The organism is Nostoc sp. JL31 (assembly GCF_017114965.1).
Classification (GTDB): Bacteria; Cyanobacteriota; Cyanobacteriia; order Cyanobacteriales; family Nostocaceae; genus Nostoc; species Nostoc punctiforme_A.
Map to the genome: position 1 here is coordinate 1 of NZ_JABXKO010000059.1, position 21,136 is coordinate 21,136.

General features: G+C 41.5%; 22 protein-coding genes. 14 read left to right on the forward strand and 8 right to left on the reverse strand.

Going from position 1 to position 21,136, the window contains the following annotated elements:
• Window positions 1–74 precede the first annotated feature (74 nt).
• Window positions 75–617, forward strand: coding sequence for an FAD-dependent monooxygenase (locus HWQ43_RS14390; protein WP_292734669.1), 543 nt, complete (start codon window positions 75–77; stop codon window positions 615–617).
• Window positions 618–1,057: 440 nt separating this feature from the next.
• Here HWQ43_RS14390 and HWQ43_RS14395 read toward each other — a convergent pair whose 3' ends face one another.
• Entirely contained in the window at window positions 1,058–1,549 is a 492-nt protein-coding gene (locus tag HWQ43_RS14395; RefSeq protein WP_292734672.1) for a DUF6174 domain-containing protein, read from the reverse strand.
• Window positions 1,550–2,072: 523 nt separating this feature from the next.
• A complete protein-coding gene (locus HWQ43_RS14400) occupies window positions 2,073–4,127 on the reverse strand; it encodes a calcium-binding protein (RefSeq protein ID WP_292734675.1) in 2,055 nt (684 codons plus the stop codon).
• 657 nt (window positions 4,128–4,784) lie between these two features.
• Between HWQ43_RS14400 and HWQ43_RS14405 the strand changes: the two genes are divergently transcribed.
• The 11 genes from HWQ43_RS14405 (at window position 4,785) to HWQ43_RS14455 (ending at window position 12,554) form a co-directional block, all read left to right on the forward strand.
• Window positions 4,785–5,114: a hypothetical protein gene (locus tag HWQ43_RS14405; RefSeq protein ID WP_292734678.1), complete on the forward strand. Its 330-nt coding sequence runs from the start codon at window positions 4,785–4,787 to the stop codon at window positions 5,112–5,114.
• Between the two features lie 7 nt (window positions 5,115–5,121).
• Window positions 5,122–5,598, forward strand: a complete 477-nt coding sequence (locus HWQ43_RS14410; protein WP_292734681.1) for a hypothetical protein — start codon at window positions 5,122–5,124, stop codon at window positions 5,596–5,598.
• 1,119 nt (window positions 5,599–6,717) lie between these two features.
• Window positions 6,718–7,389 (forward strand): serine O-acetyltransferase, encoded by a 672-nt coding sequence (cysE, locus tag HWQ43_RS14415; protein WP_292734837.1) that lies wholly within the window; start codon window positions 6,718–6,720, stop codon window positions 7,387–7,389.
• An 80-nt stretch (window positions 7,390–7,469) separates the two neighbouring features.
• Window positions 7,470–7,700: an Asr1405/Asl0597 family protein gene (locus HWQ43_RS14420; RefSeq protein ID WP_292734684.1), complete on the forward strand. Its 231-nt coding sequence runs from the start codon at window positions 7,470–7,472 to the stop codon at window positions 7,698–7,700.
• 306 nt (window positions 7,701–8,006) lie between these two features.
• Entirely contained in the window at window positions 8,007–8,204 is a 198-nt protein-coding gene (locus tag HWQ43_RS14425; protein ID WP_094349915.1) for a DUF2949 domain-containing protein, read from the forward strand.
• A 371-nt stretch (window positions 8,205–8,575) separates the two neighbouring features.
• Window positions 8,576–9,709 (forward strand): homocitrate synthase, encoded by a 1,134-nt coding sequence (gene nifV, locus HWQ43_RS14430; protein WP_292734687.1) that lies wholly within the window; start codon window positions 8,576–8,578, stop codon window positions 9,707–9,709.
• Complete coding sequence (locus tag HWQ43_RS14435) at window positions 9,696–9,983, forward strand: nitrogen fixation protein NifZ (RefSeq protein WP_069070441.1); 288 nt, start codon at window positions 9,696–9,698, stop codon at window positions 9,981–9,983. The genes nifV and HWQ43_RS14435 overlap by 14 nt, the downstream gene beginning before the upstream one ends.
• Window positions 9,958–10,161 (forward strand): putative nitrogen fixation protein NifT, encoded by a 204-nt coding sequence (nifT, locus tag HWQ43_RS14440; protein ID WP_181928102.1) that lies wholly within the window; start codon window positions 9,958–9,960, stop codon window positions 10,159–10,161. Before HWQ43_RS14435 ends, nifT begins: the two co-directional genes overlap by 26 nt.
• A gap of 109 nt (window positions 10,162–10,270) precedes the next feature.
• The gene (locus HWQ43_RS14445; protein ID WP_292734695.1) at window positions 10,271–10,819 is read left to right on the forward strand and encodes a (2Fe-2S) ferredoxin domain-containing protein; all 549 of its coding nucleotides are present in this window, start codon (window positions 10,271–10,273) and stop codon (window positions 10,817–10,819) included.
• 244 nt (window positions 10,820–11,063) lie between these two features.
• Complete coding sequence (locus HWQ43_RS14450; protein ID WP_292734698.1) at window positions 11,064–12,236, forward strand: PD-(D/E)XK nuclease family protein; 1,173 nt, start codon at window positions 11,064–11,066, stop codon at window positions 12,234–12,236.
• Between the two features lie 51 nt (window positions 12,237–12,287).
• Entirely contained in the window at window positions 12,288–12,554 is a 267-nt protein-coding gene (locus tag HWQ43_RS14455) for a Uma2 family endonuclease (protein WP_292734701.1), read from the forward strand.
• A gap of 225 nt (window positions 12,555–12,779) precedes the next feature.
• Here the strand turns inward: HWQ43_RS14455 and HWQ43_RS14460 are convergent, their stop codons facing one another.
• The 3 genes from HWQ43_RS14460 to HWQ43_RS14470 all read right to left on the reverse strand — a co-directional run bounded on the left by HWQ43_RS14460 (window position 12,780) and on the right by HWQ43_RS14470 (window position 16,434).
• Entirely contained in the window at window positions 12,780–13,709 is a 930-nt protein-coding gene (locus HWQ43_RS14460) for an XDD3 family exosortase-dependent surface protein (RefSeq protein WP_292734703.1), read from the reverse strand.
• 498 nt (window positions 13,710–14,207) lie between these two features.
• Window positions 14,208–15,590 (reverse strand): 1-acyl-sn-glycerol-3-phosphate acyltransferase, encoded by a 1,383-nt coding sequence (locus HWQ43_RS14465; RefSeq protein ID WP_292734706.1) that lies wholly within the window; start codon window positions 15,588–15,590, stop codon window positions 14,208–14,210.
• A gap of 274 nt (window positions 15,591–15,864) precedes the next feature.
• The gene (locus HWQ43_RS14470; protein ID WP_292734709.1) at window positions 15,865–16,434 is read right to left on the reverse strand and encodes a Uma2 family endonuclease; all 570 of its coding nucleotides are present in this window, start codon (window positions 16,432–16,434) and stop codon (window positions 15,865–15,867) included.
• A gap of 182 nt (window positions 16,435–16,616) precedes the next feature.
• Here HWQ43_RS14470 and HWQ43_RS14475 point away from each other — a divergent pair, with 182 nt between their 5' ends.
• Together HWQ43_RS14475 and HWQ43_RS14480 are read left to right on the forward strand one after the other, a co-directional pair.
• On the forward strand, window positions 16,617–18,428 hold the full coding sequence (locus HWQ43_RS14475; protein WP_292734713.1) for a proline--tRNA ligase: 1,812 nt from the start codon (window positions 16,617–16,619) through the stop codon (window positions 18,426–18,428).
• A gap of 317 nt (window positions 18,429–18,745) precedes the next feature.
• Complete coding sequence (locus HWQ43_RS14480) at window positions 18,746–19,354, forward strand: GerMN domain-containing protein (RefSeq protein WP_292734716.1); 609 nt, start codon at window positions 18,746–18,748, stop codon at window positions 19,352–19,354.
• 64 nt (window positions 19,355–19,418) lie between these two features.
• Here HWQ43_RS14480 and HWQ43_RS14485 read toward each other — a convergent pair whose 3' ends face one another.
• The 3 genes from HWQ43_RS14485 to efp form a co-directional block, all read right to left on the reverse strand.
• Entirely contained in the window at window positions 19,419–19,766 is a 348-nt protein-coding gene (locus HWQ43_RS14485; RefSeq protein ID WP_094349905.1) for a metalloregulator ArsR/SmtB family transcription factor, read from the reverse strand.
• A gap of 62 nt (window positions 19,767–19,828) precedes the next feature.
• On the reverse strand, window positions 19,829–20,386 hold the full coding sequence (gene accB / locus HWQ43_RS14490) for an acetyl-CoA carboxylase biotin carboxyl carrier protein (protein WP_292734719.1): 558 nt from the start codon (window positions 20,384–20,386) through the stop codon (window positions 19,829–19,831).
• A 108-nt stretch (window positions 20,387–20,494) separates the two neighbouring features.
• Window positions 20,495–21,052, reverse strand: a complete 558-nt coding sequence (gene efp / locus HWQ43_RS14495) for an elongation factor P (RefSeq protein ID WP_094349903.1) — start codon at window positions 21,050–21,052, stop codon at window positions 20,495–20,497.
• Window positions 21,053–21,136 lie beyond the last annotated feature (84 nt).

Here is a 21,136-nt window from a genome sequence, read left to right on the forward strand (position 1 = left end):
CCCAGCCATACACAGATACACCCCTCTCATACGAGAAGTAGATTACCATATTTCGGTATTAGTGGGATAGGTTCATGTACCTTCTGAATGTGGGCGGCGGCTATACCAGTTGGATTAGTCGGAAGTTCTCACCTGAGTACTCCCTTTCCCACAGTGCTGATGAAGTCAAATCTCGCATTCTCTATGAATTAGCCGACTGGGATGAATCCTTTCGGGTGGTGGTTGAAGCGACACCAGCCGAGGAAATTTGGGAAGGGCCAATTTGCGATCGCCCACCGTTAACTCAATGGAGTCAAGGCAGAGTCACTCTCTTAGGCGATGCGGCTCACCCAATGGCCCCTGCAATGGGACAAGGAGCCAATACCACTTTTGAAGATGCATACCAACTAGGAGAGTGTTTTTCTGATTCAGCTAATCTCCAAGAAGCTCTGACTAGATACCAACAGTGTCGCATTGAGCGGACAAAACTCATTCAAGCTCGTAGTGCCTTGGGTGAGATGCGTTACTACGACATTAACACCGTGGCATCTAATGGGCAGACGCAAGAGCGGCAAATGAGTCTTAACGATGATTTTCACAAATGGGTGTACAGCTTTAAGCCATCTGTAAAAAGTTAAATTCTAGCATGGGATTAGTAAAGTTACTTCGATTGCAACTAGCGAATAAAGTTACAGCAAGCCCTAATCTTATCGAGTAATTTTAGGCTATCAGAAGTGACTGTTTTTAGTCAAGCCCTCAAACACAACAAATTCGTTGAATAATTGAGAATTACTCGCACAAAATCAACATAACTTAATCAAAGTGTTAATTTTTATGAAAAGTTAATGGTGATCTAATACAGTTGAGAATGAGCAACAAAATCCAGATGTAGAGATGCGATTTATCGCGTCTTAAAAGACAAATTATCTACACGAATAACCCTTAACTCAAGCGTATTGGATCGCTATTAGCTTTTTGGGGGAAAGTGAATTATTAAACCTCGCTTTGGAGTTACTAACTCACTCCTGTTTTGGGTTGAGATTGAGCGCAAGTAATGATTTTAGCGTCTATTTTTAAGTTACTGAAAATTCTCAATTGTCAGAAATATTTCTTCATCAGCTATTTGACTATTGTAATCGATATTAATTTTAGTTGGATAGCCAAGTTTAGCATTGTATTCTACATCCAGGTTGGATGCCTTACGCTTGATAGCATCTTGAATCACATTAAAGAGTTCGGGAATTGTGTCGTATTTTTGAAAGAATTGCGGATTAACTGGTTGACCTGTAGCTACAGAAGTTATGGAAGTTGGTTGACCATTACGTACTCGAATAACTACTGGTCCTCTAGCATCTGGTATACAGAAGCAACTGTTGCTAACTGTAATGCGATAGTTATAAATATTTGCCCGCTCCCACAAACGCTTATTAAATGTCAACCGTCTTGAATTCAAGTTATTATTTGTTTGCGTTTGATATTGTGCTTTCTCTGCGGTAGTTTCGGATATACCTGGTAGATTCAGACCTAGAGATAGCAATAGTGTTGCACTGATAAGGATAGGTAAACGCATATTAATCGATTGATTAGTTGTAAAAACTCTAACTATTATTATGCTACAACAAATTTCAATTTATTTACGAGAGGTTGTTTAAATAAACTTTATCTTTTAATTAATTTTTCCGTAGAAAAATAAATCTGCATTTTTTAAGAATGCCCATCCATAATTCAACTTTCAAGACATCAATTAGGAACTTTTCCGAAATATTTTTGGTCGTCCAAAATTACCTGCTTTTCCAAAGCGATGCCTACGGTTGGCTACGCCTATGCAACAACTCTTAATACCATTTTAGATTTTAGATTTTGGATTGTGAAACATCCATTGGATAAGTGTTTCAGTTTTCCATCTGTCGCAATCATTTTTAAAATTGGTATAAGTTTTTCGGATCTATCTGGATTGAAGTGTATAATCCTCCCCGTACTTGAAGTATGAGGAGGATTCAATTATCCCTAATTAGCAATCATCAACGTTGCTAATTAGGATTTAGCTACGAGCTTGCAGATATGCCTTAGCTTCTATGGATTTTAAGAGATGTTTACGCAACGATCTCAAAGCTTGTAGCTGATAATAATGGTGGGGCTGTGAATTGATTGTTATCGTTATCAATGTTGGCAAACAGACTACCTGTCCCAAAGCCTGGTGATGTCAAGTTTTGGTTGAAGAACAAGTTGCCAGTTCCAAGACTGTAAGTAATGAGTCCAGAGCTAGTTGCAGCTGCTGCATCATTAGCTACTATCCTAATTTGGAACAGATTATTGAGTCCGCCAAAAGTTGTCTTATCGAGGACAATTTTATCGCTAAAACTGCTGAAGTCAGTAATTTTATCTACACCGAGATCGGCGCTATTGTACGCAGCGCCTGAGTTGAACACAAAGCGATCGCCACCAGCACCACCACTCAGGATGTCATTGCCTTTACCACCTCGTAATGTATCATTACCAGCATCTCCATAAAGTAAGTCATTGCCAGCACCACCATAGAGGATGTCATTACCCTCACCACCAAAGCCGGTTAATGGTGTCGCTGTACCACTACCATCAAGGAAGTCATTTCCAGCCCCGCCTGTGAACCAGACTGCATTTAGAGAAGTTGCAGAGAGGTTGTTGACATCGAGGGTGTCATCACCGCCAGCACCATTGATTTCAAACCTCTCTGCACTGTCTACAGTCAGAGTGAAGGGAACCAGGTTCAGCCGATCAAAGATTGCTCTGCCTTGAGCATCTTGTTGTAGGCGGAAGTTGTCTCCCACACCCGCGCCGTTGACTTCAACCACGTCAAAGCCAGCGTTACCGCTGATTCTATCGCTACCGTCACCATTGTTCCAGATCAAGCGATCGTTGCCATTTCCGCCAGTGAAGGTGTCGTTGCCACGATTTCCGAGTATGGTATCGTTCCCGTCCCCACCAGATAGAAAGTCGATACCATCGCCACCTCGTAACAGGTCATTACCGATATCACCAGAGAGGAAGTCATTGCCAGTACCACCTGTCAGGCTGTCATTACCCTCACCACCCAAGCCTCTCAACGGTGTTGCTGTAGCACTACCATCGAGCAAGTCATTTCCAGCCCCGCCTGTGAACCAGACTGCATTTAGAGAAGTTGCTGACAGGTTGTTGACATCAAGGGTGTCATCACCGCCACCACCATTGATTTCAAACCTCTCTGCACTGTCTACAGTCAGAGTGAAGGGAACCAGGTTCAGCCGATCAAAGATTGCTCTGCCTTGAGCATCTTGTTGTAGGCGGAAGTTGTCTCCCACACCCGCGCCGTTGACTTCAACCACGTCAAAGCCAGCGTTACCGCTGATTCTATCGCTACCGTCACCATTGTTCCAGATCAAGCGATCGTTGCCATTTCCGCCAGTGAAGGTGTCGTTGCCACGATTTCCGAGTATGGTATCGTTCCCGTCCCCACCAGATAGAAAGTCGATACCATCGCCACCTCGTAACAGGTCATTACCGATATCACCAGAGAGGAAGTCATTGCCAGTACCACCTGTCAGGCTGTCATTACCCTCACCACCCAAGCCTCTCAACGGTGTTGCTGTAGCACTACCATCGAGCAAGTCATTTCCAGCCCCGCCTGTGAACCAGACTGCATTTAGAGAAGTTGCTGACAGGTTGTTGACATCAAGGGTGTCATCACCGCCACCACCATTGATTTCAAACCTCTCTGCACTGTCTACAGTCAGAGTGAAGGGAACCAGGTTCAGCCGATCAAAGATTGCTCTGCCTTGAGCATCTTGTTGTAGGCGGAAGTTGTCTCCCACACCCGCGCCGTTGACTTCAACCACGTCAAAGCCAGCGTTACCGCTGATTCTATCGCTACCGTCACCATTGTTCCAGATCAGGCGATCGTTGCCGTTTCCGCCAGTGAAGGTGTCGTTGCCACGATCTCCTATTAGAGTATCGTCCCCGTCCCCACCGGATAAAAAGTCAATACCATCGCCACCTCGTAACAGGTCATTACCAGCATTTCCATAAAGGCTGTCATTTCCACCCAAACCATTGAAGTTATCAGAAGCGGCATTACTAATACCTACATCTGCTGCATTAGTCGGCCCTGGCCCTGGAATCCAATTTACTGCCATGATTAATACTCCTAATTCTTAATTTCTCTAAGTGAATAATGAGTTACTAATACTTCATTTCTAGGAAAAGTATTGAAGTACTAGTTTCTGCCTATGAACTACAAAACTTATAGTTTTTAGCTGCTAAGTATTACTCAGAGGTATTTTCTTCTTTTATGCAGAATATTGGTTTTTGTAAAACTTATTCACTATGAATTTTATAGACAGAGTTGACTACATCCTGACTTGTTAGGTCATTTAAAAAAGAAAGAGTAGCTCGTGAATGCCTTTTGCCAACTAGCTTTCAACTGATTGAACGATTTTCGCTCAAGTTCAAACAAATGTAAGTAACGTTGAACAAATGACAATATTAAATACTAACCCGTATTCGTATTGTGACTTTACTGACAACTGCTTAATTTGTTGATTAGTATTAATAAGTGAGTGTTTACCTCTAAAGCATAGTAAGTATTTATTCAAATATTTATAAGTAATAGTGATTTCAAAGCACCTAATAAAAATCAATTCATTCAGTCATTAACCCAGATTTTTGTTGAAGTTGGAGCATTTATTTTTACATTTACTCTCAAACAAGTGTTTATCTAACTAGTAAAATATAATACTTTAATCTGATTCAATATTTTGGTTCTGAGTTACGTAAATTCGACGGCTCATATCGTGTCCGCTGAATTGCCCATAATAAAAGAACCTCACCCTGGTTTTGCTACGCAAAGCCTGTCCCTCTCCTTGAGGCGGTGTATACACAAGTCTTCTATCGGTGCGAACGTAGGCATCGCACTCAATATACTTCGTCGAAATGGTTATGCTTCCATCACAACTACTCAAAGATTTATCTCTAATGATATTGACAAAATTTTTGCTTTTATGGTATTGATAAACCTGCTTGTAAGCTATCCATTAATAGGTTATGATGTGCGATCGCATCCACCAATGGGAATTATATACTTAGCAACTATTGCTACGTCACCATTAGAACTCCCAAGGTAGATATACGATGGCCTATCAAAATATTGCAGCCTCCCTTTCGCCACAAGATATCCAAGAAATTAAAGCCGCGCTACAGACAGTTCAAAAAAAGATGCCCTTTCTGATTACTCTCAGCACTGAAGAACGGCGTAAGTTAGTAATAATGGGCGATAAAAGCCTAGCCTTTGTGAACAATAGCATTACTGCTGCTCAGTCTAACCGCGAAATCCTTCCAGCCACTTTTGATGTTGAGGAACTGGTTCAAGATTATCAATTAGCTGCTGCGCTTACCGAACTTTTAACCTCAATGCAGCAACTCACCGAACAGGTAGATGATACTTTAATGGCTGTCGGTAGTGAAGCTATGACTAGCAGTTTGACTGTTTATGATTACGTGAAGACTGCATCGAAAAAGACTCCAGGCTTAAAAACTGTCGCTGAACAGTTGGGCGAACGTTTTAAAGCTATTGGTAGAGGTAAATCTGCTAAAACTCCCGTCTCTTGATAATTTAATACTCATCGGCGAACTGTAGGGGCGTACAAATGTACGCCCCTATTCTGTAGACCTCTTGCATAAATCACAAAGAAGAACCCCACTCCGCCAAAGTTATGCTTTGTCTCTCCTCCCCTTAGTAAGGGTGTATACACAAGTCAAATTACCCCCCTTAATCCCCCCGATGCAAAGGGGGGAAACAGGAATCTAGTTCCCTCCCCTTTCCAAGGGGAGGGTTAGGGTGGGGTAAAACTGACGCAAAAAACCAGGTGAGTAAACTATTTCAGACTTGTGTATACACCGTAGTTACTAAGGGGAGGGGATTAAGGAGTGGGGTGCTAGGGACTTTTGCAAGATACCTTGTATATCACATTTTATCTCCGTCGTCGAGTATTTGAACTGGATGAATCCACCTTTTATCTCCGTTAACGAGTATTTGAACCGGATGAATCCACCTCTACAGGTTTATTGAGTAGGGGCGCTATGAGAATATCTACCTATTATGCCGCTCTAAGATTTTGCGATCGCTATTCCCACACATCTATATAATAAGAAAACAGTTACGATGAGCGATAACTATATTTTGAAACGTATACATACATACAGACAGCAAATCCTAAAAGAAAATAAAGAAACCTGTCTTTCGCCTATCCAAATAATAAGATACTAATAGTAATAGGATATACAGAAAATAGATTTATAGCCTTACCAAATTCATATTTGAGTGCATCTGAGTACAGCTTAATATATTGCAAAATATCTTGATAAAATCTTAGCAAATGCTTACGGGTAAAGTTTCTTGTAGCGTGAACAGAAATTCTTAACCCCTGCCCCAAAAATACTAGTACCCCTATCATTAAATACTAGTGCCCCTACCCCAAGATAAATTTTAAGTTTATCTGGAGTCGGGGTTTCGGCGTTTGAGTACAACCTCAATCAATCCAATAAATCCAATCAGCATTGGATTTTCTATCGAGTTGGATGTCACCTGATATAAGCATAAAAATAGCAGATGACTCATTTACCAGATAGACATTACCGATGCAACAGTCTTTAGACAGTATTAGCGATGTCTCCGACGGGCTTCGCCTACCCCCAAGTACCAAAACGCAGGATTCTGCCCGTACATCCATGCTGAAAAATCTCCTCTCTGGCGTTTTTTTTGAGCCATTATTGAGTGATTTTCGCATTATTTTTGAGCGCGATCCCGCAGCACGTAATTGGCTAGAAGTGGTGTTTTGCTACCCAGGATTGCACGCGCTATGTTTGCATCGTCTTGCTCACTGGTTACATTGTCGAGGAGTCGGTTTTATCCCCCGCTTAATTTCTCATTTGGGGCGATTTTTGACGGGAATTGAAATTCACCCAGGTGCAGAGATTGGTGAGGGCGTGTTTATCGACCACGGAATGGGAGTAGTCATTGGCGAAACTGCGATCGTGGGCGACTATACACTGATTTACCAAGGCGTCACCCTTGGCGGAACTGGTAAAGAAACTGGTAAGCGTCATCCCACAGTCGGCAAAAATGCAGTGATTGGGGCGGGTGCGAAAGTTTTAGGTAATCTGCAAATTGGCGATCGCGTCCGTATTGGTGCAGGTTCGGTTGTCTTGCAAAATGTCCCCAGCGATCGCACAGTTGTGGGAATCCCCGGTCGAATTATTTCTCGCAACGAAAGCGCCAGCCTTTCTCCTCTAGAACATGGAAAGCTACCCGATGTGGAAGCAACCGTGATTCGTTCTTTGCTCTCGCGCATTGAAGAACTCGAAAAACAACTGCAAACTTTAAGCGTTAAGAGTCATTAGTCATTGGTCATTTGCAAATGACAAAGGACAAATGACAAAGGACAAATGACAAAGGACAAAGGACAAAGGACAAATGACAAATGACAAATCACGTTTTGCAGATTCCTTTGAGCGATCGCTGGCGAATCTATCACCGTTTGCAAGAGTTAAAAATTAATTGCTCTTGTCCCCCCGATGGTTCTTTACGGGTGCAAGTGAATAATTTGCTCGAAGTAATTCTAATTCGTAGTACAGTTATGCAACTTCTTGCTTCTCGTCACGAATTATTAGAATGGCTAGAGCATTGCTGGCATTACAGTGATGAGTCATGATTATTTCAAAAAGACCTAATTTAGGGACGATTAATCTTGAATTCATGACGCAAGTACTGGACTTTATCCTTTTTGTTCATAGATGCACAAAGCTCAAATAGGTTTAGAGTTTGAAGCTACTGTCTGCTAGCAGAATTTGTTGCAGACTGAGATGGATTAGACGGGGTTTAGATTTTGTTGGGTCTACTAAATCTGAAACTTCCCTGACATATAGCAACAATTAAAAAGGCGAAATTCCTAAATATAAATTGGAATTTCTGATTTTTAAATTTTTCCCAAATTAAGAAATTGAAAGTTCAATCAATTATGGCGACTCGGAACAGAGATATAAAACTACTCAATTTTTTGCACAATGAACTTGAACTTTCAAATGCTGATATTGCTGTAGCTCTGCGACACCGTGAATTAGAAAATGGCCCGCTACCGATGCTCCTCTGGCAGTATGGTTTCGTTGACTTGGAGCAGCTAGGAAAGATATTTGATTGGCTAGCAGACCAAAGTTAGCGAATTTGTACCCCTTAGCATTGAGTACCATTACCTGCCTAAATTACACCCACATGCACTAGAAAAGATGAGGTTACGAAGATGATTACATCCTTAATTGCTGGCTTCTGTGTATTACTTTGTTCGGGATTTGCTAATAGTTATATTAGTTCATTGCTACTCGAAGACATTTCAACTGACATCGGTAAAAACGATTAGTAAATTATACATTGATTTAGTTCCCTGCCATACAGATGTGATGCTAATAATGGGGCAATAATTAAGGATCATGTATCCTACATTATGAATTGTGATATTTTTAGCATTTACCATCACGAGGGATTGTAGAGGGAAAGGATATTAAGAATACTTCCAAGAGAGGGATATTTGCAATGAATCAAATCATAATTAATGACACTACATTACGTGATGGCGAACAAGCAGCAGGTGTTGCCTTTACTCTACAAGAAAAAGTAGCGATCGCGAAGTTTCTCGATGCTATTGGTATACCGGAATTAGAAGTGGGTATACCGGCTATGGGTGACGAAGAAACCCGTGCGATCGCCGCAATTTCTAACTTAGGTTTACAAGCAAAACTCTTGGGCTGGAACCGTGCTGTCATCTCAGATATCAAGGCTTCCATCGCTTGTGGTTTGAATCGGGTGCATATTGCCATTCCCGTCTCTGGTATCCAAATTGCCACTAAATTTCATGGTCAGTGGCGAGTAAGTTTGCAAAAACTCAAAGACTCAATCCACTTCGCCCTCGATCAAGGTCTTTGGGTAGCAGTTGGCGGAGAAGATTCTTCCCGGGCTGATGAAAACTTCCTCTTAGATGTAGCACTTTATGCCCAAGAATGGGGTGCATCCCGTTTCCGCTTCTGCGACACTGTAGGAGTTCTCGACCCCTTCACCACCTACACCAAAGTCCAAAGGCTGGTTTCCGCGTTGACGATTCCCCTAGAAATCCACACGCATAATGATTTTGGTCTGGCAACTGCCAATGCCCTTGCGGGTATCAAAGCCGGAGCCTCATCAGTGAATACCACAGTCAACGGATTGGGTGAAAGGGCGGGAAATGCAGCATTAGAAGAAGTTGTCATGGCGATCAAACGCATCTACAACGTTGATTTGGGCATTGACACACCCAGTTTGCTGGAACTGTCTCAACTAGTTGCAGCCGCATCAGGAGCAGATGTACCACCTTGGAAAGCGATCGTTGGCGAAAATACCTTTGCTCACGAATCTGGCATCCATGCTCACGGGGTATTGCAAAATCCCATCACCTACGAACCATTTGCTCCTGAAGAGGTAGGTTGGGAACGGCGTTTAGTAGTAGGTAAACATTCTGGACGGCATTTGGTTGCTAACTTGTTAGAACAGCATGGAATTTTCTTGAATTCCCAAGAAACCCAATCTGTTTTAGACGCAGTGCGCCATCAATCGGTACAGAAAAAACGCAGTTTGACGACAGAAGAATTGTTGAATTTGGTCAGAGAACAGAGGTACTCTCATGCAACGCGATGAATTAGAACTAAACTTGCCACCCGCTTTTGAAATTGGTGAAAAAGTCAGAGTTCGTAAACTGCTAAAAAACGATGGTACCTTTCCTGGTAAGGAAGTCGGCCAAGTTTTAGTGAACAAGGGAGATATCGGTTACATAGCGAGTATAGGCACATATTTGCAGACTTCCTATATATATGCTGTGCATTTCTTAGAAACAGGGTTTGTCGTCGGCTGCAAGAAAAAAGAACTAGAATCGGTTGAGGAATCTCATGAAAGTAATGCTACGGATGAATGATGCCGGCACTTTAGTAGTTTACGTTGCTAAAAAAGACCTTGAAGAAGAAGTCGTCAAACAAACCGATGGAAGTGATGGCAAGATTCTCACCCTAGCAAATGGTTGGGAATTAGAATTTCGTGATTTGCCAGACACAGCAAATTTACCTCAAACAGTAGAAGCTAAACGCCTAGCTTAAAAACAGTTAGGAGTTAAGAGTTATGAGTTATGAGTTATAAATTTTAACTGCTAACTCCTCACTCCTAACTCTTCGCTTTTAACTCCCCACTCCTAACTTTTTATCAATCATGGGTAACAAGTATTTGACGTTATCAGAATTGAACCTTGAGGGACAGTTACTAGGTTTTGTTGGTGGTGAACCAGGAAAATATAAATACTTGCAATTGGCAGTTCCATCTGGAAATGTAGACATTAAACTGCCTAAAGAGTTACGCCGTTTACTAAGTTCATCCTTAGTTCCTGGTCAGCAACTTCGCATTTGTGGTCATAGTGAGATAGACTCACGCACAAGTAAAATAAAAATTAAAGCCTATCGGGTGACACCAATTGATGCGTGTCCAAAGCAAGATTTACCACCTCAAACCAAAGCGAGGATTATGGTATGTCAAAAGGGTGGTTGCCTCAAACGTGGTGGTAAAGGATTATTATCAGATTTAGAAAAAACTTTGTGCGATCGCGGTTTATTAGACAAAGTTACCATTGAACATACAAGTTGCCAAAAATGCTGTGGCAGCGCTCCCAACTGTGTTTTGCAGCTTGGTAAAAAGAAATACAAGAATATTCATCCTGAAGCGATCGCATCTTTGCTAGAAAGTCACTTAACTTCAGAGCAATAAACTTCTCTAGCTATTCTTAAAATAATATATAACTTTGTAGGGGTAAAAATTTTACCCCTATTTTTGTTGGTATAGTATAGCACCCTTGTCAAACTGCGATCGGCTAAGTTATAACTGCTGCACTGCTAGTAATACCGAATACAAACAGAACTTCTAAAAATTTCCAGTAGTTTTGTTTTATCAGGACTACAAGCTTAATTATTGTGTGTGACTTTTTGGAATTACCTTAAATACTTAAAAATAAATGTCTTTGTTCACGAATTTACTCAATCTGCATTCAGGAAACAAACCGCGGGAAGATTTTTTTACTGAGATTGTTGCTTATTTTTTATCCTTGAAGAAGGATATTTTAATTGATTGGCTAAAACATCACTCAATCATTAGTGATGATAATTATTCTAGTGTCAAGATTTCAACTCAACAAGAACACAAGAGAATTGAAAGCCATACAGAGGATAGCAGACTTGATATTGTGGTTGAACTGTCAACTGGTTTAACTACAGATGTAATATTTATTGAATCAAAAATTGGATCTACCGCAGGATGGGGACAATTAGAAAAATATGCTGACATTTTAAGTAAGTTAGAAAATATTAGACATCGAATTTTAATTTACATCACCCGTGATTATGATTGCGATCCAAAACCGACAATCAAAGAGTATTGCCTTGAGTTATCACCCAAGATTAATTTCTTCCAACTGAGGTGGTATCAGTTTTATAGTTTCCTGGAAAAATGCGCATTTGATATCTTAGCCCAAGAAATCTTAATTTTTATGAGGAATAACAGAATGGCTCACAATAATCACCTTTCATCTATTGACATATTGACAATGGTAAATTTTAACAAAACACTCAATTTTATAGAAGCCACACTTAATGACGAAGTTAAAAAAGAATTCAAGCAAGCTTTTGAAGGTGTCAATAAAGCTGAACTGGATAGCTTGTACCAGTGGAAATCTAAAAATAGATATATAATTGGCACTAGTTTTTCTATCAAAAGATGGGCTTTTTGGTGCGGTCTTGGATACTTCGATTTAAATCCAAGTAATTTAACTGATTATCCCTATTTAGGTATATTTTTGCAGGTTTCTCCTAATTTTGGAGAACGCCCAAAAATTATTGAGTCCATGCAGAAAGTAATTAACGATAAACCCAATATATGGACTCCTGCTAATTTAACCATTTTGCCAGCATGGTCAGCTATTTTTTATCAAAGAAGCTTACAAGAGTTTTTATCTGAAAAAGACCAGCTATCTGCTATTAAATTATTTTTCCAAGAGTCAATAGAGGAATTAAAAACGGTTCAAAAACAATATTTTAACTTTCCCTGTAAGGGTGTAAGTATAGAAGAAATTACAGAAACGGATAAAGAAGAAGACCTAGACACCTCACCATCTTTCATCGCATCACTTTAATCAGCTACAGCTATATTAAGATAAAAATAACTCTGCATTCTCGTAGTTGTTATGAGCCTTACCACTGCTAAACGCTTTACTATAGCTGAATATCACCGTCTAGCTGAACTCGGCTTCTTTGAGGAGAATGACCGAGTTCAGCTAATTAAGGGTGAAATAATCCAGATGGCAGCAAAAGGTACACCGCACTCTGTTTGTAAAACACGCCTAGAGAGAGAATTATATAAACTAGTAAGCGATCGCGCTAGCGAGTATAGGTATTATGAGGAGCGTTACCTAGATTATTTGGAGAATTACCAAAGTAGTTTTTGTATTTGATAACTATCTGAGAAAAAATGCCCTTGCTAGAAAGTAAGGGCATTAAAGTTTACCTATTTAATATTTAGCGAGTAAATCTATACGCTTTGGGATACTTTTCGCTTAAGCTTCATCCAAAATTCCATTACTCCAGCGATCGTTTCCATGAGAGAAAATAGTCTTTTATCTTATCTATAATCACTGAAGATAAATCAAGCCGTATTGCGAATAGTCCCTACTTAATTGCTACGCTAATTTTTTGCGTAGCTTGCTACCAGCCAAAGCCAGACCGACGATTCCTAAACCAGCGAGACTAGCAGGCTCAGGAGTCGATTGGACAATAGAAGATTTCTTGAATTCAAATGCAATGGTTTGTGTGCCGTTGAATTTGCTGGCATCATAGCCAGTGGTTAGCAACTGCTGCGTTACATTACCTTGTGCTAGAAACGAGATTCCATTCAGATAGTTTCCAGAGTTGATGACATTGAGATTAAATGTCTTGTCTTTCCCGTTATTGGTAAAGTAACTACTGGTCAAATCACCATAACCGACAACGCCACCACCTTGTTTTACCTGAGTTTCGTAAGAAATCCATCCATCTCCTGCCAAACCACCATATCCAACAGTGTAGCCTTCTTTGATATTAGTAACTGTCTTTGCTTGAACATTACTATAAACACCTAGTTGTTGTACCCCTGAAGCATTCGCTGAAGCGAAATGAATCCCAAACAAATCCCCGCTGCTCATAGCATTTTCAAAGGTTTTACCCGCCATGTTGAAGAACAAATCACCATATCCAATCTGACCGCCGGCAGCACCCTGTTCAGCCTCTCCTGTTAACTTCATATTGCCATTGATTGCCACAATGATGCTGGTAGCAGTTTCTTTGATAGCCATACCAGAGATATCGTAGGGGTTTACTTTCCCTGCCGCGGCACCAACCCAGTAATTCCCGTTCATGCCATCTTTGTTTGAATCAAATGCATACTGCCACCCGCTAGCATCAGTGGAGTTTTGACCCATCAAAAGACCGGTAGTGTCATTCATGCACTCCAAAGAGATGCTAAATGCTGTTCCCTTTAAGTCTGAGGCATAGGCTCCTTGACCAGCCACAAAGAAGATTCCAAAAGTAGCAATACCAACCTTCAGCAAATTGAATAAGTTTTGAGTTTTCATTATTTATAAATTGATTGATTTAGAGAATCACATTTTTTTTGGACTCCTCTATTTGTAATTGGAATTACAAAAATAGAAAAGCGTGATTTTTCTGAAAATATAATTTGGATAACTTAACGTTAATTTTATAAAACTCAAATAAAAAATGACATATTTAGTTACATTTGCCTTTATCTAACCCAATTGTATTAAAGTGAAATAGCAGCAAAGCCAAGTAGGTGTAGTAGCCGACAATTGTCTGAACCCATTTAATTAGATAGTTTTAAAAACTTTTGGGTTTGTGTAAGCTTAATAAACTATATCCCGCCAGCATCTCCGTACAAGGCATCTAAACCCGCGATCTACTTTAGAAAGTAATATCCGATTCGGATGAACACTTGGGCATTTACATTGCACCTTGCTATTTAAGGGAATCAGGAGGCAGAGGTCGAAATGAATAAGCCTCCTAACGACTGACACCTTTATTCTGGTTCCTAGCAAAAAATGCAACCTTTCTAATCAAATCAAACCTTCCAACGCGTGTTGTAAATCGTTCGTCACATCAGCAACAGCCTGTCTAGCACCCAACCGATTTTCCTTATATACCGGGTAACGCTCAGAAATAGATATGGGTTCACCCACAGTTATTTTTACTTTTTGCTTACCCAATTGCGGACGCTGTACGGTTTTATTGCCTTTGATTTTAGCAATCATTTGCCATAAAATTAAAGTCGTCTCAGCAAACCTTTCTGCTGTTGGATTTTCGCGAATATAATTACCAGAAACAGCCACAAAACTTTCTACTAAACGCATGTGCCACATCCGTGCATTCGCTTCTTCCGCAATGCGATCGCCTAAAGCTCTTTCAACCGCAGATACTCCTTTGACATCTTTAAATTCTTCTCTAAATATATAATTCCAACCTGCTTGCTCGACTCGCCGACAACGATCGCTCAAACTACCTTTTGACTGCAAATTAAAATACTGTTCTGAGATTAGCAGTGCTGCATTTAATAAAGCTTGTAAGCGAACTGCTAACGCTTCATTTCTATCTGGAATTTGCCCGTTGACAATCTTAGGATCTGGCAGTTTTTGATGATAAAACCGGGTGTAAAATTCTTCCATGAGCAAAAGTAAATGTTCTGCCAAAGTCAACAACCGGGGATAAAGCGACTCTATAGAAGCATTTTCTGCTGCATTCACAGGTAAACCACTAGCCGCTTCCAATTCACTTAAAAGATTTGCGATCGCATCCCAAGGAGCATCAACGTAACTATATTTAATCCCAACTGGTACAATTAGAACCTCTTGGTCGCGCCCAGCTTTGTGTAAATCTTCAGCACACCAAAAGCCTAATTGCGCAATACCAGGTTCTAGAGGGCTAATATTCTCTGATAAACCATTAGTTGCACCTTCTGGCGCAGCCGCCATCGGGAATTTCCCATTGGCGAATAAGTCACGCGCCGAACGTAACCCCGTCCAGTCAGCCTTACCTCGCTGAATCGGAGTACCACCTAAATGAGAAGCAATCCAGCCGACGTGGGAACCTGCCCAGAGAGGAATGCCGCGATCGTAGATAAAATGAGCGTGAATCGGAAGTTGTAGTGCTGTACCTTGCGATCGCGCTGTCTTTGGTACAATTTGAGACAGCAAGTAACCCAAACAAAACGGATCGTCTGTTTTCGGATGGCGAAATGCCAGCATAAAACGGATCTTACCCTCCTGAAACTGGCGATAAAGATCCACCAGAACCTCTACGTTGTCTGCTTCAATTTGGGTAATAGGTGTTTGCCATTTTATCCAACTGGGTAGCAACAGATGGACAACTCGTAGCAATAAAGGGTTAAACGCGGGGGAAATAAATTCTAAGGGTGCTTGTGCTTGATAAATTACATCTGCCAAAGTAGTTTCTCCTAAAGATTCCCTGATTTTAATCGCCTGATGGTTATTTCTTTTAAGATATCCTAACGGCTGTAATATGCCCTGAGTAATGAAGTCGAGGTAAAATCTGCCTCTTGCGCTGTGCTTGGCACATTACTCAGGTTAGAAAATGAGGATACCTTCTTAGTCTACGCAGATTATTTTAATGAAGCGTACTTACGCAGACTTATAAAGTATTTTCTGCTGCAATGAAAAGTGTTCGCAGATAGTGGAGATTTAGCAGCACTTGCAAATCTTAATAACAGGAAAGACTCAAGCTAAATCCTGGCAATACATCTTCACCTGATAATTGCGTGGGTAGATTTCGCACTTCTACATCTTGTTTTTGGCGATAAATTTCCACTTGCTGCTGTTGGGGGTTAATTAACCACGCTAACTGCACCCCTGCATCCATATATTCCTGCATTTTGGAACGCAATATTTCCAAATCATCTGTTGCTGACCTTAATTCAATGACAAAATCGGGTGCAATGGGGGGAAATTTACGTCTTTGTTCAGGGGTAAGTGCTTGCCAACGTTCTCGTTGAATCCAAGCGGCATCTGGGGAACGGTCAGCACCATTGGGTAATTTGAATATAGTAGAAGAACTGAAGGTAAAACCAAGGCCAGTTTGCCGATTCCAAATTCCCAGATCGATAATTAAATCTGCTTCTCGATTCCCGCTTTCACCTCCAACGGGGGACATAATGATTAATTCTCCCTTGGCAGTGCGTTCAAATTTCAATTCGCGGTTATTTTGACATAAGTGATAAAATTGTTCGTCACTCAGGTGAACGGTGTCTAGTTTTAATGTCAAAAGACTCATAACCTAGACCTAGATTAAATAGTTGCAAAGATTATATCACAATACAGTTCAGAATGAGCAACAAAACACTTGTAGAGACGGCGATTTATCGCGTCTCGAAAACCCAAAATTGTTGCCAGTAGACCTTAACTGAACCGTATTGGTTTATAAACAAATTAGAGATTCTGGAAAGGGAGTAAACGATGCGACTTTCACAAATGTTATTTGTTACACTGCGGGATGATCCGGCTGATGCTGAGATTCCTAGCCATAAATTATTACTCCGTGCAGGCTACATTCGTCGCATCGGTAGTGGCCTTTATGCTTATTTGCCGTTGATGTGGCGGGTAATGCAAAAAGTTTCCCAGATTGTGCGGGAAGAAATGAATGCTACAGGCGCACAAGAATGTCTCTTACCGCAATTACAACCTGCTGATTTATGGAAGGAATCGGGACGCTGGGACACTTACACCAAAGCTGAGGGGATTATGTTTTCCCTAATTGACCGCCGCGAGCAACAATTAGGATTAGGTCCAACTCATGAGGAAGTAATCACAGCGATCGCTCGTGATATGATTCGCTCTTATCGCCAGCTACCATTACATCTCTACCAAATTCAAACCAAATTCCGCGATGAAATTCGTCCCCGCTTTGGTTTGATGCGCGGACGAGAGTTTATCATGAAGGACGGCTACTCCTTCCATACCGATGAAGCCAGCCTCAAAGAAACTTACCAGGATATGTATAAAGCCTACAGCAATATCCTGCGACGTTCTGGTTTAGCTTTTCGGGCAGTGGAAGCCGATTCTGGTGCAATTGGCGGTTCTGGTTCCACAGAATTTATGATTTTGGCGGAAGCTGGTGAAGACGAAGTTCTTTACACTGAGGATGGTAAATACGCCGCTAACGTAGAAAAGGCTGTTTCTTTACCAATTGATGCCGAAACCTCACGGTTTACAACTTATGAGAAACGCGATACACCTGGAACAGAAACGATTGAAAAGGTCTGTCAACTCCTCAACTCTTCTCCCACTCAATTGGTGAAAAATGTCCTTTATCAGACAGTTTATGATAATGGCGCAACAGTGTTAGTTCTGGTAAGCATTCGAGGCGATCAGGAAGTTAATGAAGTCAAATTGCAAAATGAACTGACCAAATTAGCTTCTGAATATGGCGCTAAAACTATTATTAGTTTGAATGTACCAAATGTAGAAGCCCAGCAAACATGGACAGCTAAATCTCTACCTTTAGGCTACATTGCACCTGATATCGCAGATGAGTATATTGCTGCTAATAAACAGATCCATCCCAAGTTTTTGCGCTTAGTGGATCAGACAGCCGGTGATTTAAAAAACTTTGTTACAGGCGCAAATGAAGCTGGTTATCACGTAGTTGGCGCTAATTGGGGTGAGCAATTTAAGTTACCAGAGCGAGTAGTAGATATTCGTAAGTCAAGACCAGGCGATCGCGCCATCCATAACCCAGAACAAACTCTTGCAAGCGCCCGTGGAATTGAAGCAGGTCACATCTTCCAATTAGGCACTAAATATTCCCAAGCGATGGGTGCAACTTATACCAACGAACAGGGTGAAGAAAAGCCATTATTTATGGGTTGTTTTGGTGTAGGCGTGTCACGATTAGCCCAAGCTGCCGTAGAGCAATCTTATGACAAAGATGGGATTATTTGGCCAGTTGCGATCGCACCCTACCACGCGATCGTCACAATTCCTAACATTAAAGATGCTCAACAAATCGAAATTGCCCAAAAACTTTACACAGAACTCAATCAAGCGGGAATTGAAACCCTACTAGATGACCGCGACGAACGGGCGGGAGTCAAATTTAAAGATGCGGACTTGATTGGCATACCTTATAGAATTGTAACCGGACGCGCGATCGCTAATGGCAAAGTTGAAGTTGTAGAAAGAGCCACCCGCAAATCGCAAGAAATAGTCATTGATGAAGTGACAACAACACTTCATAAGTGGATTACAGAAGCAATACATAGGGCATAGGCTATGGAGAAGAGACAAGGTAGAGGGTAGAGACTTGTTCAATAATTCCCCCTTGTCTCCCTTTTCCCCTTGTCCCCAACTCCTAACTCCCAACTCCTAACTCTTAACTTTTCACTCTCAACTCCCCAAAATTTACATAATTTGGCAGGTGACGGATTAAAAATAAAAATCCTAAAATTATATTAGGGACTTGCAGAATTAAAAGCTATTAAGTCTCCTCTAGATTGTGGGAAACTCTCTACTTATAAGTATCGTCTTTAACCAGGCTGCTCCTCACATAACTACCATATCAGCCCTCAGTTAGGAAGGTTTTGAACATGAAAGACCAACAAGGATCTAATCGTATTTCTTCAGGCGTAATTGCAGCCGTGTCAGCAGCGGTTGTAGCGGTGGGTGGCGGTGTAGCTTGGTTTACCACACAATCCAGCAATCCTCCCACACCATCAAATCCTTCTGGCCGCATTGAGCCAGCACAGCCATCAACTAGGCAGCCAGCTAATGAGCAAACCCCCAACGTTTATTGGTTAAGATCAAATAACAAAAATCTTACTTTGGTTCCCCAGCCTATTAAAGTCGCTTCTATTCGACCCAACCAGCCTTTAGAAGCAGCTTTCCAAAGTTTGTTAGCAGGTCCAACAGAAGGGACAGATTCGACAACCATCCCTAAAGGAACCAAGCTATTGGGGTTGAAAGCGGAAAATGATGAGGTTCACGTTAATTTATCTGAAGATTTTACCAGCGGTGGTGGTAGCACCTCAATGATGGGACGCGTAGGACAAGTTGTTTACACTGCCACAACTTTAAATCCCAAAGCCAAAGTATACATTGATGTGAACGGCAAACCGTTGGATGTTTTAGGCGGTGAGGGTGTAGAGTTACAACAACCGCTAACTCGTGAACAGTTTCAAGAAGATTACCCCCTTTAAAAAAGTTAGGAGTTACAAGTTAGGAGTTTTAATTCATAACTCATAACTCATAACTCTCTTAAACTTACCGTTTACTATTTAACACGCGAAAATTCCGGGCTTGCTGCTCCAACCTTGTGGCGAGGCGATCGCAAACCCGATTACACAACTCAAAAATCATTTGATCTTCCACCCGGTAATAGGCGCAAGTTCCTTCACTGCGGCGGCTAAGGATACCTGCTTGCCACATTACCTTCAGGTGTTTTGACACATTTGCCTGAGAAGTCTGTGTTGCCTCTACCAACTCTTGCACGCATTTTTCTTCATCCCGTAATAAGTGTAGCAGCCGTAGGCGCATTGGCTCACTTAACAGGCTGAAGTATTCAGCTACTTGTTGCACCACTTCTGGTGGTAAAGGCAACGTTTGTTTCATCAGGGTTGACCCGCAAGGACTGAAAGTTTTAACAATGACTCACATCATATATACATTAATACTTAATCAGGGTTAATTCGCATCAAAGGTTGACCATATTCTACAGCGTCGCCATTTTGAAGAAGAATTTCCATCACCTGTCCAGAGACTTCGGCTTCGATTTCATTCATCAGCTTCATGGCTTCAATGATACAGACTGTTTGACCCTTGCGGACGCGATCGCCCACTTCCACAAATGCCGCTTCCCCAGGCGCAGGAGCGCGATAAAACGTTCCTACCATTGGGGAAGGCACTTCTACTAATCTCTGGTCAATGGTTGAGGCAGGATTTACTGATAACTGCATTTGTGTGCTAGTTCCAGTATTCTCAAATACACGAGATGTGGACACCTCCGTTACCTGACTTCCGCTCATCTGGTTTCCTCCAGATGAACCCGATGTCAAGCCTGAACCTACCACACCGCCTAAAGTCCCTTGACCTACCGACAACATCTGATTGCTAATGCTCACAGCCTTACGGACTGTTAGCTCAAAATCATCGCTTTTGAGTATGACTTCTGCAATATCTGTTTGTGCGATAGTTGCCAGTAGTTGGCGGATTTCATTAAAGTCCAATGGCACAGTTTTTATTACCTCGACCTATCCGTAAATTAGCATTTTAAGTGTGGCAGGGGATTAATCCCTATGTAGGGATTTCAAGCGGGACTTGCATCTCCGTAGAGATGAAAGTTATTCCCTGCTGATATATTTATCTTCCTGGGTATCAACTTTGATGCGTTCTCCTTGAGAAATAAACAAAGGAACCATCACAACTGCACCAGTTTCTAGAGTTGCTGGTTTTGAGCCACCTGTGGCAGTGTCACCTTTTAAACCTGGATCTGTTTGGACAATTTCTAGAACTACAGACTTAGGTAACTCTACTCCCAATACCTGTTCGCCCCACCGAATCACTTCGGCTTCCATACCTTCCTTAAGGTACTTGACGCGATCGCCAATTTGTTCGCGAGTCAATCTGCCTTCTTCGTAGGTTTCCATATCCATAAAGACAAACTCATCGCCTTCTTTATAGGTATGCTGCATCGTGCTTTTTTCTAAAGTAGCTTGCGGCACTGTTTCCCCTGCGCGGAACGTTTTTTCCATAACGCTCCCACTCTGGACATTTTTTAGCTTAGTTCGTACAAAGGCGGAACCTTTGCCTGGTTTGACGTGCAAGAATTCAAGCACTCGCCATACAGACCCATCCAATACAATTGAAACACCGGGTCGAAAGTCGTTACTGGAGATCATGAAACTTTCAAATTTTGGAAGACAATCGGCATTTATTGTACCCTTCTAGGGTCGTCATTGGGCATTTGTCATTAGTTTAGTGTC